The sequence below is a fragment of the Halomonas korlensis genome, from assembly GCF_900116705.1.
Classification (GTDB): Bacteria; Pseudomonadota; Gammaproteobacteria; order Pseudomonadales; family Halomonadaceae; genus Halomonas; species Halomonas korlensis.
The window spans coordinates 40,531-65,404 of sequence record NZ_FPBP01000007.1 but is presented as its reverse complement, the minus strand read 5'-3'; the positions used below and the strand labels follow the sequence as shown (position 1 = coordinate 65,404).

23 protein-coding genes and 4 tRNA genes are annotated in these 24,874 nt (G+C 63.4%); 7 read left to right on the top strand and 20 right to left on the bottom strand.

Going from position 1 to position 24,874, the window contains the following annotated elements:
* Positions 1-42 precede the first annotated feature (42 nt).
* On the bottom strand, positions 43-777 hold the full coding sequence (locus tag BM341_RS10695) for an RNA methyltransferase (protein ID WP_089795756.1): 735 nt from the start codon (positions 775-777) through the stop codon (positions 43-45).
* Positions 778-935: 158 nt separating this feature from the next.
* Between BM341_RS10695 and BM341_RS10690 the strand changes: the two genes are divergently transcribed.
* A complete protein-coding gene (locus BM341_RS10690) occupies positions 936-3,137 on the top strand; it encodes a flavin-containing monooxygenase (RefSeq protein ID WP_089795754.1) in 2,202 nt (733 codons plus the stop codon).
* 73 nt (positions 3,138-3,210) lie between these two features.
* Here the strand turns inward: BM341_RS10690 and groL are convergent, their stop codons facing one another.
* The 3 genes from groL to BM341_RS10675 all read right to left on the bottom strand — a co-directional run bounded on the left by groL (position 3,211) and on the right by BM341_RS10675 (position 5,989).
* Complete coding sequence (gene groL / locus BM341_RS10685) at positions 3,211-4,857, bottom strand: chaperonin GroEL (RefSeq protein ID WP_089795752.1); 1,647 nt, start codon at positions 4,855-4,857, stop codon at positions 3,211-3,213.
* A 70-nt stretch (positions 4,858-4,927) separates the two neighbouring features.
* Positions 4,928-5,221, bottom strand: coding sequence for a co-chaperone GroES (locus tag BM341_RS10680; protein ID WP_089795750.1), 294 nt, complete (start codon positions 5,219-5,221; stop codon positions 4,928-4,930).
* 219 nt (positions 5,222-5,440) lie between these two features.
* Positions 5,441-5,989 (bottom strand): FxsA family protein, encoded by a 549-nt coding sequence (locus tag BM341_RS10675; RefSeq protein WP_089795748.1) that lies wholly within the window; start codon positions 5,987-5,989, stop codon positions 5,441-5,443.
* Between the two features lie 236 nt (positions 5,990-6,225).
* Between BM341_RS10675 and BM341_RS10670 the strand changes: the two genes are divergently transcribed.
* Positions 6,226-6,987 carry an SDR family oxidoreductase gene (locus BM341_RS10670; protein ID WP_089795746.1) on the top strand — a complete coding sequence of 254 codons (762 nt, stop codon included), beginning with the start codon at positions 6,226-6,228 and terminating at the stop codon, positions 6,985-6,987.
* Between the two features lie 123 nt (positions 6,988-7,110).
* Here BM341_RS10670 and BM341_RS10665 read toward each other — a convergent pair whose 3' ends face one another.
* Complete coding sequence (locus BM341_RS10665) at positions 7,111-7,392, bottom strand: ComEA family DNA-binding protein (protein WP_089795744.1); 282 nt, start codon at positions 7,390-7,392, stop codon at positions 7,111-7,113.
* A gap of 202 nt (positions 7,393-7,594) precedes the next feature.
* On the opposite strand from BM341_RS10665, the gene pyrF reads away from it, so the two are divergent.
* Positions 7,595-8,299 carry an orotidine-5'-phosphate decarboxylase gene (gene pyrF, locus BM341_RS10660; protein ID WP_089795742.1) on the top strand — a complete coding sequence of 235 codons (705 nt, stop codon included), beginning with the start codon at positions 7,595-7,597 and terminating at the stop codon, positions 8,297-8,299.
* Positions 8,300-8,304: 5 nt separating this feature from the next.
* On the opposite strand, the gene lapB is transcribed toward pyrF, so the two are convergent.
* The 3 genes from lapB to BM341_RS10645 all read right to left on the bottom strand — a co-directional run bounded on the left by lapB (position 8,305) and on the right by BM341_RS10645 (position 10,155).
* Complete coding sequence (lapB, locus tag BM341_RS10655) at positions 8,305-9,483, bottom strand: lipopolysaccharide assembly protein LapB (RefSeq protein WP_089795740.1); 1,179 nt, start codon at positions 9,481-9,483, stop codon at positions 8,305-8,307.
* Positions 9,484-9,789, bottom strand: a complete 306-nt coding sequence (locus BM341_RS10650) for a lipopolysaccharide assembly protein LapA domain-containing protein (RefSeq protein ID WP_089795738.1) — start codon at positions 9,787-9,789, stop codon at positions 9,484-9,486.
* Between the two features lie 69 nt (positions 9,790-9,858).
* Positions 9,859-10,155, bottom strand: coding sequence for an integration host factor subunit beta (locus BM341_RS10645; protein WP_089795736.1), 297 nt, complete (start codon positions 10,153-10,155; stop codon positions 9,859-9,861).
* Between the two features lie 201 nt (positions 10,156-10,356).
* Here BM341_RS10645 and BM341_RS10640 point away from each other — a divergent pair, with 201 nt between their 5' ends.
* Together BM341_RS10640 and BM341_RS10635 are read left to right on the top strand one after the other, a co-directional pair.
* The gene (locus tag BM341_RS10640) at positions 10,357-10,650 is read left to right on the top strand and encodes an FAD assembly factor SdhE (RefSeq protein ID WP_089795734.1); all 294 of its coding nucleotides are present in this window, start codon (positions 10,357-10,359) and stop codon (positions 10,648-10,650) included.
* Entirely contained in the window at positions 10,610-11,008 is a 399-nt protein-coding gene (locus BM341_RS10635) for a protein YgfX (RefSeq protein WP_425431990.1), read from the top strand. Before BM341_RS10640 ends, BM341_RS10635 begins: the two co-directional genes overlap by 41 nt.
* A 25-nt stretch (positions 11,009-11,033) precedes the next feature.
* Here the strand turns inward: BM341_RS10635 and nadB are convergent, their stop codons facing one another.
* The 7 genes from nadB to BM341_RS10600 all read right to left on the bottom strand — a co-directional run bounded on the left by nadB (position 11,034) and on the right by BM341_RS10600 (position 16,214).
* Positions 11,034-12,626 carry an L-aspartate oxidase gene (gene nadB, locus BM341_RS10630; protein WP_089795730.1) on the bottom strand — a complete coding sequence of 531 codons (1,593 nt, stop codon included), beginning with the start codon at positions 12,624-12,626 and terminating at the stop codon, positions 11,034-11,036.
* Positions 12,627-12,707: 81 nt separating this feature from the next.
* Positions 12,708-12,794 (bottom strand) — tRNA-Leu (locus BM341_RS10625).
* Between the two features lie 32 nt (positions 12,795-12,826).
* Positions 12,827-12,900: transfer RNA gene (locus BM341_RS10620), tRNA-Cys, on the bottom strand.
* A 38-nt stretch (positions 12,901-12,938) separates the two neighbouring features.
* A tRNA-Gly gene (locus BM341_RS10615) sits at positions 12,939-13,013 on the bottom strand.
* 53 nt (positions 13,014-13,066) lie between these two features.
* Positions 13,067-13,615, bottom strand: a complete 549-nt coding sequence (gene pgsA / locus BM341_RS10610; protein ID WP_089795728.1) for a CDP-diacylglycerol--glycerol-3-phosphate 3-phosphatidyltransferase — start codon at positions 13,613-13,615, stop codon at positions 13,067-13,069.
* Positions 13,616-13,686: 71 nt separating this feature from the next.
* On the bottom strand, positions 13,687-15,501 hold the full coding sequence (gene uvrC, locus BM341_RS10605) for an excinuclease ABC subunit UvrC (RefSeq protein WP_089795726.1): 1,815 nt from the start codon (positions 15,499-15,501) through the stop codon (positions 13,687-13,689).
* 65 nt (positions 15,502-15,566) lie between these two features.
* On the bottom strand, positions 15,567-16,214 hold the full coding sequence (locus BM341_RS10600; RefSeq protein ID WP_089795724.1) for a response regulator: 648 nt from the start codon (positions 16,212-16,214) through the stop codon (positions 15,567-15,569).
* Between the two features lie 198 nt (positions 16,215-16,412).
* On the opposite strand from BM341_RS10600, the gene BM341_RS10595 reads away from it, so the two are divergent.
* Positions 16,413-16,488 (top strand) — tRNA-Ala (locus BM341_RS10595).
* 71 nt (positions 16,489-16,559) lie between these two features.
* On the opposite strand, the gene BM341_RS10590 is transcribed toward BM341_RS10595, so the two are convergent.
* The 4 genes from BM341_RS10590 to speB are packed head-to-tail and all read right to left on the bottom strand — an operon-like array spanning position 16,560 to position 22,043.
* Positions 16,560-18,023 carry an aldehyde dehydrogenase family protein gene (locus tag BM341_RS10590; RefSeq protein ID WP_089795722.1) on the bottom strand — a complete coding sequence of 488 codons (1,464 nt, stop codon included), beginning with the start codon at positions 18,021-18,023 and terminating at the stop codon, positions 16,560-16,562.
* 11 nt (positions 18,024-18,034) lie between these two features.
* Positions 18,035-19,645: a 5-guanidino-2-oxopentanoate decarboxylase gene (locus BM341_RS10585; protein ID WP_089795720.1), complete on the bottom strand. Its 1,611-nt coding sequence runs from the start codon at positions 19,643-19,645 to the stop codon at positions 18,035-18,037.
* 11 nt (positions 19,646-19,656) lie between these two features.
* Positions 19,657-21,042, bottom strand: a complete 1,386-nt coding sequence (locus BM341_RS10580) for a YjiH family protein (RefSeq protein WP_089795718.1) — start codon at positions 21,040-21,042, stop codon at positions 19,657-19,659.
* A 50-nt stretch (positions 21,043-21,092) separates the two neighbouring features.
* Entirely contained in the window at positions 21,093-22,043 is a 951-nt protein-coding gene (speB, locus tag BM341_RS10575) for an agmatinase (protein ID WP_089795716.1), read from the bottom strand.
* A 247-nt stretch (positions 22,044-22,290) separates the two neighbouring features.
* Here speB and BM341_RS10570 point away from each other — a divergent pair, with 247 nt between their 5' ends.
* Positions 22,291-23,712 (top strand): sigma-54 interaction domain-containing protein, encoded by a 1,422-nt coding sequence (locus BM341_RS10570; RefSeq protein ID WP_089795714.1) that lies wholly within the window; start codon positions 22,291-22,293, stop codon positions 23,710-23,712.
* Between the two features lie 80 nt (positions 23,713-23,792).
* On the opposite strand, the gene BM341_RS10565 is transcribed toward BM341_RS10570, so the two are convergent.
* Positions 23,793-24,836 (bottom strand): LacI family DNA-binding transcriptional regulator, encoded by a 1,044-nt coding sequence (locus tag BM341_RS10565; RefSeq protein ID WP_089795712.1) that lies wholly within the window; start codon positions 24,834-24,836, stop codon positions 23,793-23,795.
* Between the last annotated feature and the right edge of the window lie 38 nt (positions 24,837-24,874).

Sequence of the window (24,874 nt, the reverse complement as noted above, 5' to 3'; positions counted from 1 at the left end):
GAACGGCGGCCAGGCTGGCCGCCGTTCCGTCTTACGGCGAGCTCACTCACCGGGCAGGTGCTGCTCCAGCGAGCCGAGCAGGCCGCGCAACAGCGAGAGCTCCTTGCGACTCGGTCGGGCGCGGGCAAACAGGGCCTCGAGCTGGGCCTCGGTGCGGGCATGGGGCTGGTTGATAAAGCCACTGCGTTGCATCACCTGCGAGAGGTGCACCTGGAAGTGGCCGAGTTGTTCACGGGTCGGCGGGCGGTCCTCGGCGGGTATTGCTGGCCGATAGTCGTTGTGCGGGCGGCGTCGCCAGGCCGTGAAGACCTCGTGAGCCAGTACCTGCACGGCTTGTGCGAGATTGAGAATGCTGTAGTCGGGATTGGCGGGAATGCTGACCTGATGGCTACAGCAGCGGATCTCGTCGTTGGTCAGCCCGAAACGTTCGCGACCGAACACCAGCGCCACCGGGTCGCTCGTGGCATGGGAGACCAGGTCGCGGGCCATGACGTCCGGTTCGTCGAAATGCGGCAGCGGCAGGCTGCGCAGCCGAGCGCTGGCCCCCACCACCTGCACACAGTCGTTGGTCGCATTGGCAAGCGACTCGACCACGCGGGCGTTGTCGACGAGGTCCTCGGCGCCGGCAGCCAGCCGCGAGGCCTCGGGGTCGGGAAAACGCCGCGGATTGACCAGTACCAGATCGGAGAGGCCCATGGTCTTCATGGCACGGGCCGAGGCGCCGATATTGCCGGGATGGAAGGTCTGGACGAGGACGATACGGATATTGGAGAGCATGGGCCAAACGGAAAGTGGAGGAGTGAAGATCGGCGCCTCGCGCCTGCAGTAGATATTCTACTCGATATCCCACTCAGGCTCTCCGATCCTTCGTGCTTGCCCGCTGTGCCGGGACCGACCAAGATGATTGTGATAAATCGGCCTGCCTTCATGCTCGGATGGACGACTTCGCTTCGATTCTTCCCCTCACGGCGCCGCTCGATCGTGACGGTCTACGGCGGTTGGCGATTCATGCCTGTCTGGAACTCCATCGCGTACGCTGGCGGCGGGGTTATCTGGCGGCCGACGGGCAGCGCCTGCTCTGCTGGTACCAGGCCCGGGACGCGGAGTCCGTTCGACTGGTGCTGCGCCAGCAGGGGGCGGCGGCAGCTGCAGTGTGGCCGGTGATGCTGATGGGGGGCATGGCACGAGAAGTGCTCGAAGGGACGAGCGACCGTGTGCTGGTGGAGCTGCCTCTCGATGGGTGCGACCCGAGCGACCCCACAGCGACGGCCAGTGCGCTCCTTGACGCCCTGGTAACGGCCGGGGCGGTGGTGACCCGAGCCTTCCTGTCCCGTCCTCGTGGCCGGCTGATCTGCCTGGTGAAGGGACGTGACATTCACGCCGTGACCCTATGCCTGGGAACCGCCGGCCTCGTTCCGACAAGCGTCTGGCGGTGCACCGAGCTCGATCCCCAACCGCCCAGGCTCTTCGAATCACAGTCTGCTCCGAGGCCACCCGATCTCGGCAGGAAGACGCAGGTTGTCCGTCGTCCCGCTCCACACCCGAAAACCGCTGCCCTGGATGCCGTCATCATCGGAGCAGGCCTCTCGGGCATCTGTGCGTTGGAACGACTCAGCCGGATGGGGCTGCGCGCCCGCGTGTATGAGAGCGGTACCGATGTGGGAGGCGTCTGGCATTGGAACCGCTATCCTGGCGCGAGGGTGGATTCGGAAATCCATACCTACGGTTTCTCGTTCTCCGATGCCTTGCTCCGGGAATGGGAGTGGCAAGAGCTCTTCCCGGCCCAGCCCGAAATTTCTCGCTACCTTTGCCACGTGGTCGACCGATTCGGCCTGCGCCGACACATACGGCTCGGCACGTCGATGCTTGCCGCAACGTTTGACGAGGGTGACGCGCTCTGGGATGTCGAAACCAGCACCGGGGAGCGCGTGGCCGCGCGCTACCTGATCGCGGCGACAGGAACCTTGTCGGTGCCACAGCTGCCCGACTACCCGGGGATGCGTGACTTTTCGGGAGAGAGCTTTTATACCGCGAGATGGCCGGCCGGCGTGGCCTTGGACGGCAAACGTGTCGGGATCATCGGCACCGGCGCCTCGGGGGTGCAGATGATTCAGACCATCGCGCCGGAGGTCGCACACCTCACGGTATTTCAGCGCACCCCCACCTACTGTATCCCCCAGCGCAACCGGCCGCTGACGGATGCCGACCGCCGCGAGATTCGCCGGGACTGGGCTCAGATACTGGCGACCTGTCACGAGTCCTACGGCGGGTTTATTCACACTTTCGATCCCCGGTCCGGGCTGGCCGTTTCCGCTGCCGAACGAGAAGCCAAGTTCGAGCACCTCTGGCAAAAGGCAGGCTTCGCGTTCTGGTTCGGCAATTTTGCCGATCTGATGATGAGCTTCGAAGTGAATGATCACGCCTGTGATTTCCTGCGCCGGAAGATCCAGGCACGTGTCCACGACCCCGAGACGGCTCGACGGCTTATGCCCAGTCATCCTTTTGGCACGAAGCGCGTGCCGTTGGAAAACGGCTATTACGAAATGTTCAATCGCGGCAACGTCGTGCTTGAGGATCTGCGGGAAACGCCCATCGAGAGGGTCACGTCGGGGGGGATTCGAACCTCGCGGAAAGAGTATCCGCTTGATGTAATCGTCTATGCTACCGGCTTCGATGCCGGTACCGGTTCGTTGAGTCGGATTGACATTCGCGGTACCCACGGTCTATCGCTGGCCCAGAAGTGGAAGGAAGGGCCGAAGACGTTCCTCGGACTGCTCGTCAGCGGCTTTCCTAACCTGTTCATCGTCAACGGCCCGCACAATGCCGCGGCACTCTGTAACGCGGGGCGCTGTATTGAGCAAAACGTCGATTGGATAGTGCGCTGTATCGAGCACATGCGTCGTCAGGGGGCCGCGCGCATCGTGCCGACGCCGGCTGCCGAGGACGAGTGGACCGGACACGTCTACGACGTTGCCGAAGCATCCGTGCTGGCAACAATGAAGGACTCCTGGTTCTTCGGTGCCAATACGCCGGGCAAGCCACGCGTTGCCACCATCTACGCGGCGGGAGCCCGCGAGTACCGCAAGCACTGTGAGACGGTGGCCAACGCCGGATTCGCAGGCCTGGAACTGTCCTGATTCAGCAAAGCAAAAACCCCGCCGGTTTCCCGGCGGGGTCGATCTCAGGCAGGCCTGGGAGGGTAGGGCTGGCTTACATCATGCCGCCCATACCTCCCATTCCGCCCATGCCACCCATGTCGCCACCGCCGGACTCTTTCTCGTCCGGGTCGTCGGCGATCATGGCTTCGGTGGTGATCATCAGACCCGCCACGGAGCCGGCAGACTGCAGGGCCGAGCGCGTGACCTTGGCCGGGTCGAGCACACCCATCTCGAACAGGTCGCCGAACTCGCCGGTCTGGGCATTGTAGCCGTAGTTGCCTTCACCCGCCTTCACCTGGTTGAGGATGACGGAGGCTTCCTGGCCGGCATTGGTGACGATCTGACGCAGCGGCGTCTCCATGGCACGAAGTGCCAGGGCGATGCCGTGGTTCTGGTCCTCGTTGTCACCCTTGAGGCCGGCCAGTTTGGTCAGCACGCGCACCAGGGCAGTACCACCCCCAGGTACGACGCCTTCCTCGACGGCGGCACGTGTGGAGTGAAGGGCATCCTCGACGCGGGCCTTCTTCTCCTTCATCTCGATTTCGGTGGCAGCACCGACGCGGATCACGGCCACGCCACCCGCCAGCTTGGCGACACGCTCCTGCAGCTTCTCGCGGTCGTAATCGGAGGAAGACTCCTCGATCTGGGCGCGGATCTGGCCGACACGTGCCTCGATATCACCGTCCTTGCCGGCGCCATCGATGATGGTGGTGTTTTCCTTGGACATGGTCACGCGCTTGGCGGTGCCCAGGTGATCCAGGGTCGCCTGCTCGAGGGTCAGGCCGACTTCTTCGGAAATCACCGTACCACCGGTGAGGATAGCGATGTCCTGCAGCATGGCCTTGCGACGATCACCGAAGCCGGGCGCCTTGGCGGCGGCGACCTTGACGATGCCGCGCATGGTGTTGACCACCAGAGTAGCCAGGGCTTCGCCCTCGATGTCCTCGGACACGATCACCAGCGGCTTGCCCGCCTTGGCGACGGCTTCCAAGGTCGGCAGCAGTTCGCGAATATTGGAGATCTTCTTGTCGACCAGCAGGATATAGGGGTCTTCGAGCTCGACCGCCATGGTGTCCTGGTTGGTGACGAAGTAGGGCGACAGGTAGCCGCGATCGAACTGCATGCCTTCGACAACGTCCAGCTCGTCCTCGAAGCCGCGACCTTCATCGACGGTGATGACGCCTTCCTTGCCGACCTTTTGCATGGCGTCAGCGATGATCTCGCCGATGCGGGCGTCGCCGTTGGCGGAGATGGTGCCGACCTGGGCAATCGCCTTGGAATCGGTACACGGCACGGCCAGCGCACGCACTTCCTCGACGGCGGCAGAGATCGCCTTGTCGATACCGCGCTTGAGATCCATCGGGTTCATGCCGGACGTGACGCCCTTCATGCCCTCGGTGACGATGGACTGGGCCAGCACCGTGGCGGTGGTGGTACCGTCACCGGCGACGTCCGAGGTCTTGGAAGCAACTTCCTTGACCATCTGCGCGCCCATGTTCTCGAAGCGATCCTTGAGTTCGATCTCCTTGGCGACGGAGACGCCGTCCTTGGTGACGGTCGGGGCGCCGAAGGATTTCTCGATGACGACGTTGCGGCCCTTCGGGCCCAGGGTTGCCTTGACGGCGTTGGCCAGGGTATCGACACCACGGGCCATGCGCTTGCGGGCATCATCGGAAAACTTGATCTGTTTCGCTGCCATTGTCTTATGCTTCCTGTGAGTTCGTGAACGTCAAAATATTAGCGGTAGGCGATTAAGAGTCGACGGCCGTTCAGCCTTCAACCACGGCCAGGACGTCTGACTCGCTCATGATCAGGACTTCTTCCCCGTCGATTTTCTGCTTCTCGACGCCGAAGCCTTCCTTGAAGATCACGGTATCGCCGACTTTCACGTCCAGCGGGCGGACATCGCCGTTTTCGAGAATCCGGCCATTACCGACGGCGAGCACTTCGCCACGTGTCGGTTTTTCCTGGGCATTACCCGGGAGCACGATGCCGCCTGAGGTCTTCTGTTCTTCTTCAACGCGACGGATGACGACGCGATCGTGCAAGGGACGGATGTTCATTGCTCACATTCTCCTGATGGTTTGCGTTGTCGTGGCGCTACCGCCACGACGGTTCATCACTAGCCTCGTGGCGAACCCCGAGGTGAAGGCGTTGGCCGCCTTCTTGTCGAAGGCGCGAGAACTGGCCCCGCGCCGAAACCTGATGCTGTCCGAGAAGTGGGGGCTGGAGAATTCCTTTCAAGGGCGTAGCCGAAAAATTTTCACTCAAGCGTGCAGGCGTCAGCGGCGTGGTTCATCGTGTTCGATGAAATCGCCTTCCAGGGTCTGGCCATTGCGGCTGTCGGTATGAGACTTGCCTGCGTCGGGGCCGGAATCCCAGCCCGACGGGCTTTCCGTGCCGCCGGTCGGCCCGCTACGGGTGTGGGTATCGCTTCCCGGCGCGGCGCCAAAGCTTCCCGTCTGGATGTGAAGCCCTTTCATACGCAGGCCCAGCCGTGCGAGTCCTTTGCCCAGTAACCGGCGGGCGTTGGGTATCAGACAAACGAAGCCCAGCGTATCGGACAGAAAGCCCGGCGCCATCAGCAGGGCGCCACCGAAGATCAGTGCGGCGCCGGTCAGCAGCTCGGATGACGGGACTTCCCCACGGGACAGACGCTCCTGGGCGCGAGCGAAGGTGGCAACGCCTTCGCGGCGGATCAGGTGTAGGCCGATGAAGCCGGTGGCAAGCACCAGCGCGAGGGTAGTAAGCAGCCCGATCTCGCTGCCCACAGAGAAGAGAATTACAAAATCGAGCAGGGCAAAAATCGTGAACGCTAGCAGGAAAGGCATGTTAGCTCCTGAGGTGACAGTTGTGTTGTGAATGGGGGCGTTTGCCTGAAAATCAACCGACATGTCGAGCGGAGGCGATTGGATGCCTACTTCCAACTTGTTGCAATCAGGAATGGTGCAGTGCAACAATGCGCGACAACTCATTCACTGGCGCGACCTTGTGTAACGCCATCACTCGGAATGCTCCGGTCAATGCTGTGCGGAGCGACGAGTGCTCATGTACTGGAGAAGCGACTATGAAGCTCGACAACAGCGTGATTGCCATCACCGGTGGTGGCCGAGGCCTCGGTCTGGCGATGGCCCATATGCTGGGCAGTCGCGGCGCTACCCTGGCCCTGCTCGATAGGGATGGTGACAGCCTGGACAATGCGGTGGGCAGCCTGCATGAGGCGGGCATTACCTCGCGCGGTTTTATCGTTAACGTCGCCGACGAGGGGTCGGTGAAACAGGCCTTCGCCGACATTGCCACGTCACTCGGGCCGGTCAAGGGCCTGGTCAACAATGCCGGCATCGTTCGCGATGGCCTGTTGGTCAAGGCGCGGGACGGCCGGGTCGAGAAGACACTGGGCCTCGAGCAGTGGCAGCAGGTTATCGATGTCAATCTGACCGGGGTGTTCCTCTGCGGTCGCGAGGCGGCAGCGCAGATGGTAGAAGCCGGTCATGGCGGGGTCATCGTCAATATCTCGAGTATCTCGCGGGCCGGCAACATGGGCCAGAGCAACTACGCAGCGGCCAAGGCCGGCGTCGCAGCCTTGACCGTTACCTGGGCAAAGGAACTTGCCCGTCAGGAGATTCGGGTGGGAGCGGTGGCACCGGGCTTTATCGAAACGGAGATGACAGCCTCGATGCGTGACGATGTGCTCGACAAGCTGGCCGGCAGCATACCGCAGCGGCGGTTAGGACAGCCCGACGATATCGCCCAGAGCGTGGCGTTTATCTTCGACAATGACTATTTCACTGGCCGGGTCATCGAGTGTGATGGTGGGCTTCGCCTCTGACCCGCATGCTGGGTTTTCACTTGCTAGGCTCGACAGAGTGACGACCATGATTTGATGCAACACGCCGGCCGCGTAGGGGCCGGCGTGCTTCGTTAAGCTTCTTGCAGTTGCTTTTGGACGTTTTCAGAATTCGATCTGTTCACGCAGCCCATCCACGGTAGCCTCGCCAATGCCATCCACTCGCAGCAGGTCGTCTGGGCCTCCATAAGGGCCATTGGCTTCACGGTTCTCGACAATGGACGAGGCCTTGACCTCGCCGATGCCGGGAAGCTCGGTCAGCAGTTCGGCATTGGCAGTGTTGATGTCTATCGGTGCGACGTCCTGAGCGAGAACGGTCAGTGGGATGAAGGCCAGCAATAAAGCCAAGAGCGAAGCCGCGAGAGTTCCCTTGATGCGTGACTGCATGTTCAATCTCCTGCCCATGTGCGATTAAAGGACACCAACTGGTGTCCCCTACCACGATAAGGGTCTGGGAGTAGCTTTCTACCTAATATCGCTTATGTGAATATAATACTTAACGAATATATTTTGTAAGCCTTTGCGGACGAGACGGCAGCTCACGGCTGATATACTTCGTGTGTCTTCATTCATGTCGGGAGTATGTCTTGTGCCAACCGCTTCGCCGCTGATCATTGCGCTTGATTATTCATCCCTCAATGCCGCTCTATGCATGGCGGATCGCCTCGACCCGTTGCGTTGTCGCGTCAAGGTGGGCAAGGAGCTATTTACCCGTAGCGGCCCCGAGGTGCTCGATGCCCTGCATGGCCGCGGTTTCGAGGTTTTCCTGGACCTGAAGTTTCATGACATTCCCAACACCGTTGCTGGCGCGGTTCAGGCCGCGGCCGAACAGGGTGTGTGGATGGTCAACGTCCATGCCGGGGGCGGCAGGCGAATGATGGAAGCGGCCAGGCAGCGGCTCGAGCGACACGGCCTGTCCACACGGCTGATCGCTGTTACGGTCTTGACCAGTATGGAGGCCACTGATCTGGCAGAGGTAGGCATCGCGGCCTCACCGGCCGAACAGGTCGAGCGTCTGGCGATGCTCGCGCGGGATAGCGGGATGGATGGCGTTGTCTGTTCCGCTCAGGAGGCCGCCCGGTTGCAAGGCCTGTGTGGGGATTCGTTCTTGAAGGTGACGCCGGGCATCCGTCCCGCTTTCGCTGAGGCCGATGACCAGCAGCGCGTGATGTCTCCCGCCGCGGCCATCGCGGCCGGCAGTACCTACCTGGTCGTGGGGCGCCCGGTGACACAGGCGCAAGATCCCATGGCGGCGCTGGAGGCCATCGAAAGTGAGCTGGCGGCCAAGGTATAGCGTGCCTACTCGCCTTCGATACCGGTGATCGGCTTGGTGGTACCCCAGCTTCGGCAGCGCGGACACTGCCAGTGCAGTTGTTCCCCGGTGAAACCGCAGCGCCGGCAGCGATGCCGCGGTAGTGCCTGCAGTAGCGTATGTGTGTGCTGCTTGAGCAGCACGAGCCGCTCGTCGGGTTCACCCTGTCCCTGATGCCCGTAGAGGTCCATCAGGTAGTCAACCCCAGCCAGGTTGGGTTCCCGATTGAGCTGAGCGCTCACCAGCTCGATTGCCGCCGGCAGACCGTCGCGCTGGCGTAGCGCCTCGGCGAGCATGATGATCACGCTGGTGTAGGGCGTCTGCTCCAGCAACTGCTGCAAGTAGGCGATCAGTCCGTCTTCGTCGTCGGTTAGTCGGTAGGCTTGCGCCAGAGGCGGAAGGATCGTCGGTGTGAAGGCAGGGTCCTGTTCGGGGATTCGTTTGAGCAGGCGAATCTCTTTCTTGTAGTGAGCGGTATCGTGTTCCAGACCGGCCATCAGTAGGTTGGCCCGCACGCAGCGCTCATCCGTCGCGAGGGCCTGGCGCAGGTGCTTGCGGGCCGGGCCGGGGCTGGCGGTATGGCGTTCCCGGTCGGCCAGCTCGCACAGCCAGTGAGCCGCGGCCCGGCGCAAGTTTTCGTCGCGATGCAGAAGTGGCTGTGCAGCGTCGAGCGCTTCTTTCCATTCTCCCTCACGCTCGAACAGGTCGGCGAGCAATTGCCTGGCCGACAGGCGGATCTCCTCATCCGACGTATCGCGGACAAGATGCTTGAGAAGCCGCTCGGCGCGGTCGAGCAGTCCCAGCTTGAGAAAGTCGCGTGAAAGTTCGAGCTGCACCCGGTCGCTTTGCGGACCGGTCAGGGCAGGGCGGGCGAGCAGGTTCTGATGGATCTTGACGGCCCTGTCCGCCTCGCCACGGGTGCGGAATAGATTGCCCAGCGTAATGTGGGTCTCGATGGTTTCGCTGTTCACCTCGAGTGCGGCCACGAAAGTTTCGATGGCGCGGTCCTGCTGATCATTGAGCAGGTAGTTCAGGCCCGTGAAATAGTCCTTGGCCAGGGTAGGGGAGGCGGGTGGCGTGGCGGGGCCGCTGCGTTCGCGGCGGCCGAGCCACCAACCGATGGCGACCGCTGCCAACAACAGGGTCAGCAGCAGGAGGTCGGCCATTCAGGGGAGTTCCTTCATCTCCTGGACACGCAGGCGGTCGAGCTCCTTGCGCTGTTGATGGTTATGACGCTGAGCGCGTGTCAGCAGGGTCCGCAGGCGCAGATAGACGCCACTCATGGCGACCATGCCGAGCAGGACGCCGACGGTCAGCGATGCCAGTAACCACACGGACAGTGACGCTTCGGGCAACTCGAGCCAGATCAGGTTAAGCGGCAGGGCCTGCTGGTTATTGACGGCGAACAGGATACCGACCAGCAGTACCGCCAGCAGGATGATGGCCAGGATCAGGCCTTTGAGCCAACGCATGAGCGTGTTCCCTCTAGTGGATGTCGAAATGACGATGAAAACCGGAACATCGAAGGTCCAGAAAAGCGATCAGTAACCGAGGGCGCGACTGGCATCCACCTGTTCGCGCAATTCCTTACCGGGTTTGAAGTGTGGCACGAACTTGCCATCCAGCGCGACCGGTTCTCCGGTCTTGGGGTTGCGGCCCACGCGGGGGTCCCGGTAGTGAAGCGAAAAACTTCCGAAGCCACGTATCTCGACGCGACCCCCATCCGCCAGGGTGTCGGTAATATCATCGAGAATCAGCCGAACCGCCGACTCGACTTCCTTGATCGACAGCTCTGGCTGTCGCATTGCGATCTGCTCGATCAACTCGGACTTGGTCATCGCCTCTCTCCATGCAGCCTCGCCTGGGGCTTATCGATCCCGGCATTGTTATTTTTCAAAGCATACTGTGCAACTCTCGAGAAAACAACGAACTACGGTCGTGATCGGGTAAATGCGCCTGAGATCGTAGCGACGTGCTGCCCCGGCAGCGAGGGCTCGGGTATACTGGGTCTACATTTTTTCTGGCATTCGAGGTCGACGTTGAGCGAACACTCATCCCCGGAGACGGCCCAGCGCAAACGCCTATACTGGCATTCCCGCCGCGGCATGTGGGAGCTGGACCTGTTGTTGATCCCCTTTCTCGAGCATCGCTACGATGGGCTCGATGAGGACGACCAGGCGGCTTTCCGCACCCTGATCGATGAAGAGGATCAGGATCTTTTTGCCTGGTTGATGCGCCGTGAGTGGCCCGAAGCGCCGGACATCCGCCGTATCGTGAAGATGATCGTCGAATATGCCGAAGACGCCGATAACGTTGTGCATCGTCCCGTCTAGGATGGCGCTGGCCGTGCATCTCGGGCTTTGTGCGGGGATGGTCGGCCTGATGGGATGGTGGTCGCCGCCGTGGCTTGTGCTGCTCACTTTCGTGGTACTGAGCGTTGTGTTCTGGCAGTGGTGCGCCTCCCGCTCGCGGGGCGAGTTGCGCGTCACGCCCCAGGCCATTGGCGGGGTGAGGTGGAGCTGGCGCGACGACCCGGCAGCAGCCTGGCAGGAGGTCACACTGCATTGCGACTATCTAGGTCCCTGGCTGATTGGCCTCGAACTGGATGGTCAGCGACTCTGGCTTTGGCCGGATAGCTGCGATGCGCCATCGCGTCGTTCGCTTCGCCGCGAACTGGTAACCCTTCCTTAATACCTGCAATACCTGCACCGAGAGATCACCTCTCGTCAGCGTCCAGCCGGATGCGAGATGGCAGTGGCGAGGGCTCACCATGGGTCGGGTGGTCTGGATTGAAATGCAACCCACGCGACTCGCGTCGCGACTGTGCGCTCCGAACGGTGAGCCTGGCCAGGCGCACGGCATGCCACAGGCTGGCCAATCCTGCCGTGGGCGCGGCACTCTCGTATAGCGGTGCCAGTTCGGCCTGCTGGTCTGCGAGGCGCTCGGCAGCGTCGCTGAGCCCTTTGTCACTGCGTACGATTGCGACGTTGGCGCTCATGAGGGTGCGTAGTTGTTCAAGGTGTTGCTCGATTAACGCGAGTGGCGCCGGGTCGTTGCCCCAATCTGTATGCTGAAGTTTTGCCGTTGAGAATGGTGTTGGGCGTGCCAGGCGGCGTGCGCAGCTTCGAGCAAATACCAGGCATTCCAGCAGTGAGTTACTGGCCATCCGATTGGCACCATGCAAACCGGTGCAGGCGACTTCGCCAATGGCGAAGAGGTGAGGCACGTTGCTCGCGCCTTCCAGGTCGGTCGTGATACCGCCGCAGCTATAGTGGGCCGCGGGGACAACCGGGATCGGGGTGCGGGTGATATCCAGGCCGCGCTCGGCGCAGTGGGCATAAATGGTGGGAAAATGATGGCGGATGGCCTCGTCGCCTAAGTGACGAATGTCCAGGGTGACATGGTCGCTGCCGGTGCGTTGCATCTCGGCATCGATGGCTCTGGCAACGATATCCCGAGGGGCCAGTTCGGCCCGGGGATCCACGCTCGGCATGAAGCGCTCGCCATGGACATTCAGCAGCAGGCCGCCTTCGCCGCGAACGGCCTCGCTGATCAGGAAGGGCGGCCCTTCGGGGTCGTAGAGGCAGGTAGGATGAAACTGCTGGAACTCCAGGTTCATCAGCTCGGCGCCGAGGTCGGCGGCCATCATCATGCCCTCGCCGCTGGCTGGGTTGGGGCTGGTGGTGTGGCGGTAGAGCCCACTGGCCCCGCCCGTGGCAAGCACGATGTCGTGTGCGCGTTGCTCTCTCGGGTGCCCCTGCCGATCCAGGCAGTACGCTCCGCGACAGTGTCCGGCCTGGTCGCCGATCAGGGCGATGGCGGTGAGATCGTCGCGAAGCGAGATGGCAGGATGCGAGCGTACATGGGCGAGCAGGGTGTCGACCACGGCACGACCGGTGGCGTCGTTGGCATGAATGATGCGCCGCGCCCCATGGCCACCCTCGCGGGTCAGGTGATAGGGGTAGCTGGCGCCGGGGCTGACGTCGGGGGTGAAGGGTACGCCGAGGGCGAGCAGCCACTCGATGGCGGCAGGCCCCTGTTCCACCGTGAAGCGCACCGCGCGTTCATCGCAGAGACCGTCCCCGGCGACCAGAGTATCGGCGACATGGGCCTCGACATCGTCCTGAGGCGAAAGGACGGCGGCGATCCCGCCCTGAGCCCAACGGCTGGCTCCTTGATCATCGCTTGACGGCCGCAGGAGCGTCACCGCGCGCTGCTCGGCAATTTCCAGAGCCAGCACTAGCCCGGCAACCCCGCCGCCGATAATCAGGACATCATGTTCGCTATCTGACTGGAGATGTGACGCCATGGCTATCCTCGCCGGCACCTCGCGGGTGTCGCTGGGGTAAACTTGAGTGACGGCGAAAGCGGGTGGCAAGTCAGGAAGGAATGGTGCCCGGAGCCGGACTTGAACCGGCACGGTGTTGCCACCGAGGGATTTTAAGTCCCTTGCGTCTACCAATTTCGCCATCCGGGCGGTACGGGATCAAGCGGGAAATCGGGGAAAAGTGGAGGCTGGAGTCGGAATCGAACCGGCGTACACGGAGTTGCAGTCCGCTGCATAACCACTCTGCCATCCAGCCTCATCGAGTCGTGTCCTGTCGGCAAGCGTGACAGGAAATGGAGCGGGAAAGGAGATTCGAACTCCCGACCCTCGCCTTGGCAAGGCGATGCTCTACCACTGAGCTATTCCCGCTCGACTCGAGAGCGAATTATAAGGATAAGTCGGTGACTGTCAAACGCTTTTGGCTACATCGAGCGACTCAAGTGCGGCCAGGCGGCACGTAGATAGGAATACATTGACCAGAGCGTCAGCATGGCCGCGACGTACAGCGTTACCACGCCCATGAGGGCCAGCAGGTGGCCGGGAGGGAACGCCAGCAGCACCAGCAGTGCGATCATCTGCAGGGCGGTCTTGACCTTGCCGATCCACGACACGGCGACCATGCCGCGCTTGCCCATTTCCGCCATCCATTCGCGCAGCGCCGAAATCACGATTTCGCGGCCGATGATCACCAGCGCCGGCAGCGTCAGCCATACCGTATCGAAGCGCTCTATCAACAGCGCCAGCGCGACGGCGACCATCAGCTTGTCGGCGACCGGGTCGAGAAAGGCCCCGAACGGAGTCGCCTGATCCCAGCGTCTGGCCAGATAACCGTCGAGCCAGTCGGTCACGGCGGCCAATCCGAACAGGCACGCCGCCAGCGGCATGCTCCAGGCAAAGGGCAGATAGAAGAGGACCACCAGTAACGGTATGAAGATAATGCGAGCGAGCGTCAGAAGGTTGGGTATGTTCATTACGTGATGCTGTCCTTGCCGTGAGGATGGCGCCTGAAGCGGCGAGGTCATTCTATCCGCCTCGGGCGTTATCATCCATGCAAGGCGCGATGAATCGTCTCGGCCATGGTGGCGCTGATGCCGGGCACCTTGGCGAGTTCCTCGCGGCTGGCCTGCTTGACGCCGTGCAGCCCGCCAAAGAAGCGCAGCAGCTCGCGCCGCCGCCGCGGCCCGACACCGGGAATCTCCTGCAGGGTGGAGGTGCGACGGGTCTTGTCGCGCCGTGCTCGATGACCGGCGATGGCGAAGCGATGCGACTCGTCGCGGATATGCTGGATCAGATGCAGCGCCGGCGAGGCGCCTTCCAGGTCCAGGCTGTTATCGACCGTCTCGACGTACAGCGTCTCGAGGCCTGCCTTGCGCGTGGTGCCCTTGGCCACGCCCAGCAGCACTACCCCCGTGACGCCGAGTTCGGCGAAGGCCTCGCGGGCCATATTGAGCTGCCCCTTGCCGCCGTCGACGATCAGGATGTCGGGGCGCTCCCCTTCGCCATCTGCCAGCCGCTTGAAGCGACGGATCAGTACCTGGCGCATGGCGGCATAATCGTCGCCGGCGGCCACGCCCTCGATGTTGAAGCGCCGGTAGTCGGATTTACGCGGGCCATTGATATCGAATACCACGCAGGAGGCCACGGTGGCTTCCCCGTGGCTGTGGCTGATGTCGTAGCATTCCAGGCGGCGTGGCACGTCTTGCAGTGAGAGGGTTTCGCGCAACGCCTCGAAGCGCTTCGCGAGTTGGCTCTGATTGGCAAGCTGGCCGGCGAGCTGCTGCTCGGCATTGGTGCGGGCCAGCTCACGCCATTGGGCGCGATGGCCGCGTACCTGGTCGGTAAGGCGGATACGCTTTCCCGCACGCTCGCTCAAGGCGCTGGCGATCAGGCCCGCATCGGGCACCGGATGGCTGACGATCACTTCGCCGGGAATCTCGCGGGCCTGGCCCAGATAGAACTGGCTGACGAAATCGCCGAGCAGGGCGTCCTCCGGAAGGTCCAGGCCATTGGCAGGGGCATGATGTCTTGCGCCCAGCAGGCGGCCCTGGCGCATGGTGAGTACCGAGATACACAGCGCGCCGGGGCGACTCGCCAGGGCGAACACATCGGCATCGCCGCCGGCCGTATCGACGAACTGGCGCTGCTGAAGCTGACGCAGTTGTTGGATCTGGTCGCGCAAGCGTGCCGCGTCCTCGAAGGCCAGCGCTTCGCTGGCCGCTTCCATCTCGCGGGTCAGCTCGCTTGTGACCTGTTCGCTCTTGCCTTCCAGGCACTGCACGGCGTGTTCCAGATCGCGGCGATAGTCCTCCTGGTTGATGTAGCCAACACAGGGCGCGCTGCAACGGTGGATCTGGTACTGGAGACAGGGTCTGGTGCGGTGAGCGAAGATACTATCCTCGCAATTGCGGATGCGAAAGATCCGCTGCATTAACGACAGGCTCTCGCGCACCGCGCCGCTGCTCGGATAGGGGCCGAGGTAGCGGCCATCGTCGCGACGGGCGCGAGCGCGCTTGTATTCCAGCGCCGGATACGGATGGCGGTCGGTCACGAAAATGAAGGGATAGGATTTATCGTCGCGCAGCAGGATATTGTAAGGCGGACGTAGCTCCTTGATCAGGGTCTGCTCGAGCAGCAGCGCCTCGGTCTCGCTGTTGGTGACCGTGACCTGGACATCATGAATTCTTCCCACCAGCGCCTGGGTCTTGGTGTTCAGGGCGCCACGGAAATAGCTGGCCAGGCGGGCCCTGAGGCGCCGCGCCTTGCCGACATAGAGCGTGTCGCCCTGCTCGTCGAGCATGCGATAGACGCCGGGCGCCTCGCTGACATTGGCAAGAAATTGTCGGGAATCGAAGCTCATGCGGCTAGAAAGCTCCCAGTCAACAGAAGCCATATACTAGCAGATCGCGACCTTGTCGTGCCCCGTCAGTCGGCGCTGGCAAAGCCATCCACCAGGCCATGCCGCAGCCCCAGGTGGGTGAGCTCCACATCGGAATTGACGCTGAGCTTTTCAAATATACGGTAGCGGTAGGTGTTGACCGTCTTGGGGCTGAGAAACAGGCGATCGGAGATCTCGGCCACCTTCTGACAATTGACGATCATCATCGCGACCTGCAGTTCACGCTGGGAGAGCTCGTCGAAGGGGTTCGCCAGGGCGTCGATGCGTGACAGCACCAGGCGCTGGGCGATTTCGGGACTGATATAGCGCTGGCCGGCGAAGATGCGCCGAATGGCGGTGACCATCTCGTTATGCTGCGAGCCCTTGCTGATCAAGCCAAAGGCGCCCGCATCGAGCAGGCGCTGAGCGAAAGTTTCCTCGAGAAAGGCTGTCAGCACCAGCACACGACTACCGTTGGCTCCACGATTGATCTTGCGGGTAGCTTCCAGGCCGCCGATACCCGGCATGCGGATGTCCATCAGGACGATATCGGGACGTAGGTCGCGTGTCTGAGCGATGGCGTCTTCTCCATCCACCGCTTCACCGATCACGCTGATGTCCTCTTCGGCATTCAGCAAGTGAGCGATGCTGGTCCTGACCAGGTGATGATCATCGGCAATGAGAACCCGAATCAAGGCGCGGCTCCTCAACAGAGAGTGGAGGGATTAATCGGCATGTTGCCAATCGTGGCGTCTCTAGTCCGGCAAGAGTGACACAAGATTCTCCTAAGTGGAATTCGCTTTTAGCCCCAGACGATTCCTTCCTTTCGACGGTTGACGTGCATGCGCCACGTGCATAGAATGTGCCTCGTTCTCGCCGATGCGAGAGCGTGTGGGGCCTTAGCTCAGCTGGGAGAGCGCCTGCCTTGCACGCAGGAGGTCAGCGGTTCGATCCCGCTAGGCTCCACCAGACATTTGAAAGCCGCCTGGGATAAACCCAGGCGGCTTTTTCTTGGCCTGGATTTGGCTCGACAGCGATGCTCAGGCCGCCGGGCCGATAACGTGCTTGACCTCCAGGAAGGCGGCAAGCCCCCAGGGGCCGAGTTCTCGGCCGATACCGCTGCGCTTGAAGCCGCCCCAGCCGGTCTCTGGCAGCACCAGCTGTTCGCTGTTGAACCAGATGCTGCCGGCTTGCAGTTCGCGACCGATTCGCTGGGCACGTTCGCTGTCGCCGCTGATCACGGTGGCGGCCAGGCCGAAGTCACTGTCATTGGCCAGCTCGATAGCCTCCTCTTCGCTGGACACGCTGCGGCCGCAGAGTACCGGTCCGAAGATCTCCTCCTGCCAGAGGCGGCTCGTCACCGGCACGTCGCGATAGAGCGTCGGGGCCAGAAAGATGCCCTGCTCGGGGAGCTGGCGGTGGCGGGCATCACGAACCGCGACGAGCTGCTCGGCGGCGGCGATGTCGAGGTAGCGCTGTACGCCGTCGCGCTGCCGGGCGCTGGTCAGCGGCCCCATGTCGGTCGTCGGGGAAAGTGGGTCACCGAGCTCGATGGCATCGATTCGCTCGGCGAGTGCGGCATAAAGCGCCTCGGCGATGGCCTCGTGTACGATCAGCCGCGAGGTGGCCGAACAGATCTGACCCGAGTTGAAATAGATGCCGGCCATCACCCAGTCGGCGGCCTGCTGCGGGTCGGCGTCGTCCATGACCAGAATCGGCGACTTGCCGCCGAGTTCCAGCGACAGGCCCTTGGTCGTGGCGCTTGCCGCCCGCATGACGGCCTCGCCAACCCGGTTGCTGCCGGTGAACGAGACCTTGTCGATCCCGGGATGGCGGCTGATGGGCGCGCCGATGCCCTCGCCATCGCCGTGCAACAGGTTGAGGACACCGGCGGGCAAGTCGATGTCCTGGGCAATGTCGGCCAGCACCTGCTCGGGCAGCGGCGTCACCTCGGAGGGCTTGAGTACCACCGTACAGCCGGCCGCGAGCGCCGGCGCAAGCTTCCAGGCGCTGGTCACCAGCGGAAAGTTCCAGGGGGTGATCAGCCCCACGACCCCGACCGGGTCGTGATAGCAGCGGGCCACCACACCCTCCATCGCCACCGCAACGGACTCTCCCTGGCGGGCATCCAGCGCCCGTGCCTGTCCCGCATAGTAGCGATAGCAGGCGATGGCATCGTCCAGGTCGATCGCCGCTTCCGCCATGGCCTTGCCGTTGTTGGTCGAGGAGAGCTCGATCAGCGCGTCGCGGCGGTTCGCCAGCGCGTCGGCGAAGCCGTCGAGGTAGACGGCCCGCCGGGTGCCGCCCAAGCGCCGCCAGGCGGGCAGGGTGCGCCGGGCGGCTGTCACGGCGGCATCGACGTCGGCCGGGTCGCCCGCGGTGACCTCGGCGATCAGCGTCTCGCGAAAGGGATTAACGACCGGCAGGCGTCGCTCGCCCCGCGAGACGACCCACTGGCCATCGATGAACTGCTTGTCGAGGCAGGGCGTGTCGAGTCGTGTCATGGGGGTATCCTTCATAGCGGGGTTGTCAGCGATCGCTGCCAGCGGGCCGCGTCCACCTCGACCAGCATCGGCCCGTCCAGCGGTCGACTGGCCAGGGCGTCGCTGAGGCTGTCAGGACTATCGACGCGGGTCGCTAGACAGCCGAAGCCGCGGGCGAGCGTCAGGAAGTCGGGCGCCTTGAGGTCGACGCCGAGGCGTTCGACACCGTGGGCGTCCATGAAGCGGCGAATCTCCTCGTACCCGGCGTTGTGCCACAGCAGGATGACCACCGGCAGGCGCTCTTCCACTGCAGTGGCGAGCTCCGATAGGGTGAACATCACGCCGCCGTCACCCACCAGGGCGACCACCGGCAGTGCCGGCTGGCCGAGCTGGGCGCCGAGGGCGGCCGGCAGGCCGTAGCCGAGGGTGCCGTAGCCGGTGGAGGCGTTGAAGTAACGCCGTGGCGCCGGCTGTGCGACCAAGTGGTTGCCGGCATAGACCGGGGCCGTCGAGTCGCCGACCAGAATGGCTTCCGGGAGCGCGGTTTCAAGGGCCGCATAAAGCGGGACGAAGGGCGCGAACGCGGGATCGTTGGTGAGGTCCAGCGTGGCAAGGGCCTGCGCCGTGCGTTCCTGCCCGCCTTTGTGCATCGGGTGCGGCAGACGCTCGACCAGCAGCTCGAGACTGCGGCCGGCATCGCCCACCAGGCCAAGCGCCAGCGGCTGGTTGCGCACCAGTTGCCGGGCATCCAGATCGATGCGGATCAGCCGGCCGGTCAGGGTGAAGCCGTCATCGAATACCACGTCATAGTCGGTCTCGCCGAGCTCGGTGCCCACCGCCAGGATCACGTCAGCCTTCGCCGCCAGTTCGCGCACGGCGGGCAAGGCGGCGTTGGCGCCGAGGTCGAGCGGGTGGTGTCGGCCCAGCAGCCCCTTGGCATTGATCGTGGTCACCGTCGGCGCGTCGAATCGTTCGACCAGCCGGCGCGCCGCCTCGGGAGCTTCCACGCAGCCGCCGCCCAGCAGTACCAGGGGGCGTTCGGCCGCCGTCAGCCAGTCGACGGCCAGATCGAGACCACGAGGGTCCGGCGCCGGGCGATACAGCATCGGCGGTTGCCACTGGCTCGGCGCCGCAACCGGTGCATCGAACAGGTCGATGGGAATTTCGATATGCACGGGCCCGGGCCGCTCGCTGCGAAACACCGTGAAGGCCCGGGCCAGCACTTCGGGCAGCTGACCGGGGTCGAGCAGGGTGTGGCTGAAGCGCGCGACGCCGGCGATCGTTTGCTGCTGGCTGGGCAGCTCATGCAGGCGCCCCTGGCCCAGCCCCAGCGTGTCGCGACGGTTGACGCTGGAGATCACCAGCATGGGAATGGAATCGGCGAGTGCCTGACCCATCGCCGTGGCGATATTAGTCATTCCGGGCCCGGTGATGATGAAGCAGACCCCCGGGCGTCCTGTGGCGCGTGCGTAACCATCGGCCATGAAGCCCGCGCCCTGTTCGTGGCGCGGGGTGACGTGGCGCATGCCGCTGTTTTCCAGGCCACGGTAGAGCTCGATGGTGTGCACGCCGGGAATGCCGAAGACGGTATCCGCCCCGTAGGTGTCGCGCAGCAATCGGATCAGCAGTTCTGCACAAGTCATCTCAGGGTTCCTCAACCGACCAGCCAATGGGCCATGACGACGATGATCGGCAACGTGATGGCGGTACGCAGCAGGAAGATCGCCACCAGTTCCCATAGCTTCAGCGGGATCTTGGACTTCAACAGCAGGGCGCCGATCTCCGACATGTAGACCAGTTGGGTCAGCGACAGGCAGGCGATCACGAAGCGCGTCAGCTCGCTCTCGATGTTGCTGCCCAGGACCGCCGGCAGGAACATGTCGGCGAAGCCCACCAAGGTAGCGGGGGCCGCGGCCTCGGCCTCGGGCAGGCCCATCCATTCCAGCACTGGCACCATGGGCATCGACAGCCAGGTGAACAGCGGCGTGAACTCGGCCAGGATCAGCGCCACGGTGCCGATGGCGATGACCAGCGGCAGCAGGCCAAAGAAGATATCGGCGACGTTGAACAAGGCGATGCGCACCAGCTGCTGCGGGCCGGGGGCCTTCTCTGCGCGGGCCACGGCCATGCCCAGGCTGTAGCGCAGCAGGCTCTGGTTGCCGGTGCGCTCCTCCTGAAGCTGACAGCCGACCGGCTCGTAGTAGGTGTTCGGCTTGAGCGACAGCGGTGGCAACCGCGGCACGATCACCGCCGCCACCAGGCCGGCGACCACCACCGTCAGGTAGAAGGGCACGAAGAGATGGTTGATGCCGATGAAGGTGGTGACCAGAATCGCGAAGGCAATCGAGACGATGGAGAAGTTGGTGGCGATAGCCGCCGCCTCGCGGCAGTTATAGAAGCCCTTCTCGTACTGCTGGGTCGTGATCAGTACCCCTACGGTCCCCGAGCCCATCCAGGAGGCTGTGGCATCGATGGCGCTCCGGCCCGGCAGCCCGAAGATCCAGCGGAAGGGGGTGCGGAGCAGACTGCCGATAAATTCCATGAAGCCGAAGTCGACCAGAAACGGCAGCAGGATAGCGGCGAAGAAGAAGAAGGTCAGCAGCACCGGTGCCAGGTCATTGAGCATTACGCCGCCGGTGAAGGAGGCGATGACGAACGCGGGGCCGGCCTGAAAGTAGATCATCACGGCGAAGAGCGCACCAAGGGCTCGCATGACAACCCACAGCGGCGCCACGTCGAACAACTCCTTCAGCATGCCCTCGCTCGCCCAGCCTGGATGGGTGAACTTGACCACCAAGGTCAGAAGCAAGGACAGGCATAGGACTACCATGGCAATGGCCGGCAGGGCATCCCCCAGCAGGGCCTTGAGCCCATCGGCGGCGAACCCCATGCCGATGTTGATCGTATCGCCCATCGAGAAGGGCACCAGGAACAGCAGCACGCCGATCAGCGATGGCACGATGAACTTGATCAGCCCGTGCCGAGAAAGCGGGGCGCCCTCAAGCGCTATGTCGTCGGATGTATCGAGGGAGGATGGCATAAGGCACCTCAGGTTGAATTGTCGTTGTCGTATCGGTCTTGCCGAGAATCTTAATCGCGGCGCATAACGCCGGGCAGTATGCAGAGCATTTCGTAGAGCAGGGTGGCGCCCATCAGCGCGGTATTGCCACTGGTGTCGTAGGGTGGTGAGACCTCGACCAGGTCGCCGCCGACGATGTTCAGCCCCGCGGCACCGCGTACGATCTCGAGCCCTTGGGAGGCGGTCAGGCCGCCCATTTCCACCGTGCCAGTGCCGGGGGCGACCGAGGGGTCGAGGCCATCGATGTCGAAGCTGATATAGACCGGGCCGTCGCCCATCTGCTCGCGTACCTCGGCCATCAGCGGCGCGAGAGAGCGATACCAGCAAGCCTCGGCCTGGACGACACGAAAGCCCTGCTGACGGCACCAGTCGAAGTCATCGGCAGAATAGCCGGTGCCGCGCAGGCCGATCTGGACGACACGTTGAGCATCGAGCAGTCCTTCTTCCTGCGCGCGACGGAAGGGCGTGCCATGGGCGATCGGCTCGCCGAACATGTGATCGTTGATATCGGCATGGGCGTCAATATGAATCAGCCCCACCGGGCCGTGACGCTTGGCAATAGCGCGCAGGATGGGCAGCGTAATGGTGTGCTCGCCGCCCAGGGTCAAGGGAATGCAGTCGTGCTTGAGCAGCCGGTCGTAGAACGCGGTGATGATTTCCACGCTCTTGGGCAGGTGAAAGGTATTGATCGGCACGTCACCGAGGTCGGCCACCTGCAGGCTATCGAAGGGCGCGGCCTGGGTCGCCATGTTGTAGGGGCGCAGCATGCGCGATTCATCACGAATTTGTCGCGGGCCCAGACGCGTCCCGGGGCGGTTTGAGGTCCCAATGTCCATGGGTATGCCGACGAAGGCGGCGTCGAGGCCCTCGGCGGTATCCTGCGTGGGCAAACGCATCATGGTGGCGGGGCCACCGAAACGCGGCATCTCGTTGCCGCCCATAGGCTGGTTGAAATTGCTCATGCTCTCTCCTGTCGAAGCCCTGTCGAGGCATTGTTATCGAGTCGGCTAGCTGCCCGGCCGGATGTCGCGATGCGTCGCGATAAATCTCTACCAAGCAATAAGCAGTTTTCGTGCCAAGTCTCTAACCGCGCCATGCGGGGCATAGTTGCTGAGAGCGATGTACGAATGAATCGAAAGCGCGTCAGATTGATTCATTATCGAATCATCGATACGATAATGAATCATATTGAAAGACCGGAGAGCCCCAGTGAGCGATATCGACCGGTTCGTGCTGCAAACCATCGTCGAGACGGCCAGCGATCACTTCTTCATCGTTGCCGGCGACGGTCGGGTGCTGGATGTCAGCCCGGGCGCCGCCGCGGTCTATGGTCTCTCACGTCAGGAGCTCAAGAGCGCAACGGTGCAGGAGTTGGAAGCGCGAGGAGTATTGAAGCCTTCGATCACCCTGGAGGTCATGCGAACCGGCAAGATGGCGCAGCTGATGCAGGTGACCGGCACCGGACGGCGAGTGATCGCCGAGGCGCATCCGGTGTTTGTCGACGGGCGCCTCGAGCGGATCGTCAGCCGTTCGCGGGATCTCACGGATCTACAACTGCTTCAGGACGAATACGCGCTGCTGCAGAAGCGTTTCAGTGAACATCTCAAGCGTCACCACGCGCTGCCCGATGCCGACGACCAGGCGTTGAACGATGCCCTGGGCGAGCTTCGCGTACGCAGTGACGTCATGCGCGAGATTGCCTTGCTGCTCAAGCGGGTGGCGCCCTCGGATGCCACCGTACTGATGCTCGGCGAGTCCGGCGTTGGTAAGACGGCGTTTGCCCGACAGCTGCATCGCTGGAGCCGGCGTGGCGACGGGCCTTTCATCGAGGTCAACTGCGGGGCGATTCCCGACAACCTCTTCGAGTCGGAGATGTTCGGTTACCAGGCCGGTGCCTTTAGTGGCGCGGCGCGCCAGGGCAAGGCGGGGCTGCTCGAGCAGGCCGAAGGTGGCACCGTCTTTCTCGACGAAATCGGCGAGCTGCCGCTGCTGATGCAGACCAAGCTGCTCAAGGTCATCCAGGATGGGAGCCTCACCCGCTTGGGCGACACGCGCCCGCGTCGGGTCGATTTTCGCCTGGTGGTGGCCAGCAATCAGGATCTGGCCCGCCGGGTCGAGGAGGGCGGTTTCAGACTCGACCTGTATTACCGACTGAACGTGATACCGATCACCCTGCCGCCGCTGCGTGAGCGTCGTGATGATATTCCGGCATTGGTCGAGGCATGCCTGGCGCAGCTCAACCGGCGCTATGGGCGCCAGAAACTGCTGCATGCCCGCGTCTGGCCCGAGCTGATGGGCAGCGACTGGCCGGGTAACGTGCGCGAGTTGGAAAACTGGCTGGAGCGGGCCTGGCTGTCCACGCCAGGGGACCAGATCGACGCGCCCTCATTGGGCGCGTCCCATGCCCCCAGCGAGCCGACCCCGACGGACGCGGCGGGGGAGGAGCGAGCGGTGCTCGGCATGTCGGACGGCGAGACCTTGAAGGGCTATCTGGCTCGCGCCGAACGGCAGGTACTGGCCGATCTGTGCGAGAACCTGCCGACGACCTACGCCATGGCCGAGCGCCTGGCCATCAGCCAGCCCAGCGTGGTGCGCAAGCTCAAGCGCTACGGGCTCAGGGTCTCCAGGTAACCTCAGCACGCGGCTTGGCGCAAGCCATTTTCTTTCCCTGACCGGGGCCTCTGCTTGGTTTCAAATGCTCCCGCTGAGTGTCAGGTGCTCTCGCCCACGAGGAGCGTGAAACCGACATCATGCTGGCGCTGAGGTGCTAGGGCGCGATCAAGGTCGTTCTCGAGACGCTTCAGCACCTGCTCGGCGGCCAGTCGGCCCATGGTTTCCCGGGGCGAGAGGACAGTGGTCAGGCGCGGCGTGACGTGCTGGCCCAGCGGCAGGCCATTGAAGCCCGCGATGGCGATATCCTCGGGGACTCGCAGCCCACGGCGCTGCGCATGCAGCAAGGCGCCGACCGCGAGGTCATCGTTGTCGAAATGCACGGCGTCGACCTCGGGCCGCTCGGCGAGCGCTCGGTCGAGCCCTTCAGCACCGGCCTCCAGGCTGCCCAGGCGCTGCAGTTCGACGAGCGGAGCCGGCAGGCCGGCGGCCTCCAGCACCTCGCGATGGCCCGAGAAGCGCATGGCGGCGCGATAGTCGCGGTCCATGCAGGCGCCGACATAAACGATCGAACGATAGCCCCGTTCCAGTAGATGATGGGCCATGCAGCGGCCGGCGCCGTAATGGTCCAGCCCCACGTTCAGGTCGAGCCCTTCGCCAAGCTCCATGACCTCCATGACCGGCTTGTCCCACTGGCGCAGCAGGCCCAGGCAGGCCTCGTTGTGGCGCAGTCCCGCGGTGACGAGGGCCGAGCACGACCAGCCGAGAAAGGTGCGCACCAGCTGGTATTCCCGCTGTAGGTCGTAGTCGGTATTGCCCAGCAATATCTGGTAGCCCTGCGCTTCGAAGGTCTCTTGCAGGCCATGGATCACCTCGATGAACACCGCGTTGGCGAGCGAAGGCACGATCACCGCGATAAAGCGCGAACGCGACGACGCCAGGCTCCCGGCCACCAGGTTGGGCACGTAACCCAGCCGTTCGACGGCCTCCAGAATTCGCTCGCGTGTGGTGTCGTTGACCCGCTCGGGCGTGTTGAGTGCCCGCGAGGCCGTGATGGCGGAGACGCCGGCAGCCTCGGCGACCTGCTTCAACGTGATCTGTTCCGAGCCACGACGCTGTCGCGTAGGCTCTTTCCGGCTAGACATTGGTCGCACCCTTGGCCGTTGGGCTTGCTGCCGAGATT

Bases quoted from the DNA above. Each gene is read 5' to 3' on its own strand.
- BM341_RS10695 (WP_089795756.1), bottom strand. From the start codon at position 777: ATGCTCTCCAATATCCGTATCGTCCTCGTCCAGACCTTCCATCCCGGC.
- BM341_RS10690 (WP_089795754.1), top strand. From the start codon at position 936: ATGGACGACTTCGCTTCGATTCTTCCCCTCACGGCGCCGCTCGATCGT.
- groL (WP_089795752.1), bottom strand. From the start codon at position 4,857: ATGGCAGCGAAACAGATCAAGTTTTCCGATGATGCCCGCAAGCGCATG.
- BM341_RS10680 (WP_089795750.1), bottom strand. From the start codon at position 5,221: ATGAACATCCGTCCCTTGCACGATCGCGTCGTCATCCGTCGCGTTGAA.
- BM341_RS10675 (WP_089795748.1), bottom strand. From the start codon at position 5,989: ATGCCTTTCCTGCTAGCGTTCACGATTTTTGCCCTGCTCGATTTTGTA.
- BM341_RS10670 (WP_089795746.1), top strand. From the start codon at position 6,226: ATGAAGCTCGACAACAGCGTGATTGCCATCACCGGTGGTGGCCGAGGC.
- BM341_RS10665 (WP_089795744.1), bottom strand. From the start codon at position 7,392: ATGCAGTCACGCATCAAGGGAACTCTCGCGGCTTCGCTCTTGGCTTTA.
- lapB (WP_089795740.1), bottom strand. From the start codon at position 9,483: ATGGCCGACCTCCTGCTGCTGACCCTGTTGTTGGCAGCGGTCGCCATC.
- BM341_RS10650 (WP_089795738.1), bottom strand. From the start codon at position 9,789: ATGCGTTGGCTCAAAGGCCTGATCCTGGCCATCATCCTGCTGGCGGTA.
- BM341_RS10645 (WP_089795736.1), bottom strand. From the start codon at position 10,155: ATGACCAAGTCCGAGTTGATCGAGCAGATCGCAATGCGACAGCCAGAG.
- BM341_RS10635 (WP_425431990.1), top strand. From the start codon at position 10,610: ATGCCGAAGACGCCGATAACGTTGTGCATCGTCCCGTCTAGGATGGCG.
- nadB (WP_089795730.1), bottom strand. From the start codon at position 12,626: ATGGCGTCACATCTCCAGTCAGATAGCGAACATGATGTCCTGATTATC.
- pgsA (WP_089795728.1), bottom strand. From the start codon at position 13,615: ATGAACATACCCAACCTTCTGACGCTCGCTCGCATTATCTTCATACCG.
- uvrC (WP_089795726.1), bottom strand. From the start codon at position 15,501: ATGAGCTTCGATTCCCGACAATTTCTTGCCAATGTCAGCGAGGCGCCC.
- BM341_RS10590 (WP_089795722.1), bottom strand. From the start codon at position 18,023: ATGACACGACTCGACACGCCCTGCCTCGACAAGCAGTTCATCGATGGC.
- BM341_RS10585 (WP_089795720.1), bottom strand. From the start codon at position 19,645: ATGACTTGTGCAGAACTGCTGATCCGATTGCTGCGCGACACCTACGGG.
- BM341_RS10580 (WP_089795718.1), bottom strand. From the start codon at position 21,042: ATGCCATCCTCCCTCGATACATCCGACGACATAGCGCTTGAGGGCGCC.
- speB (WP_089795716.1), bottom strand. From the start codon at position 22,043: ATGAGCAATTTCAACCAGCCTATGGGCGGCAACGAGATGCCGCGTTTC.
- BM341_RS10565 (WP_089795712.1), bottom strand. From the start codon at position 24,836: ATGTCTAGCCGGAAAGAGCCTACGCGACAGCGTCGTGGCTCGGAACAG.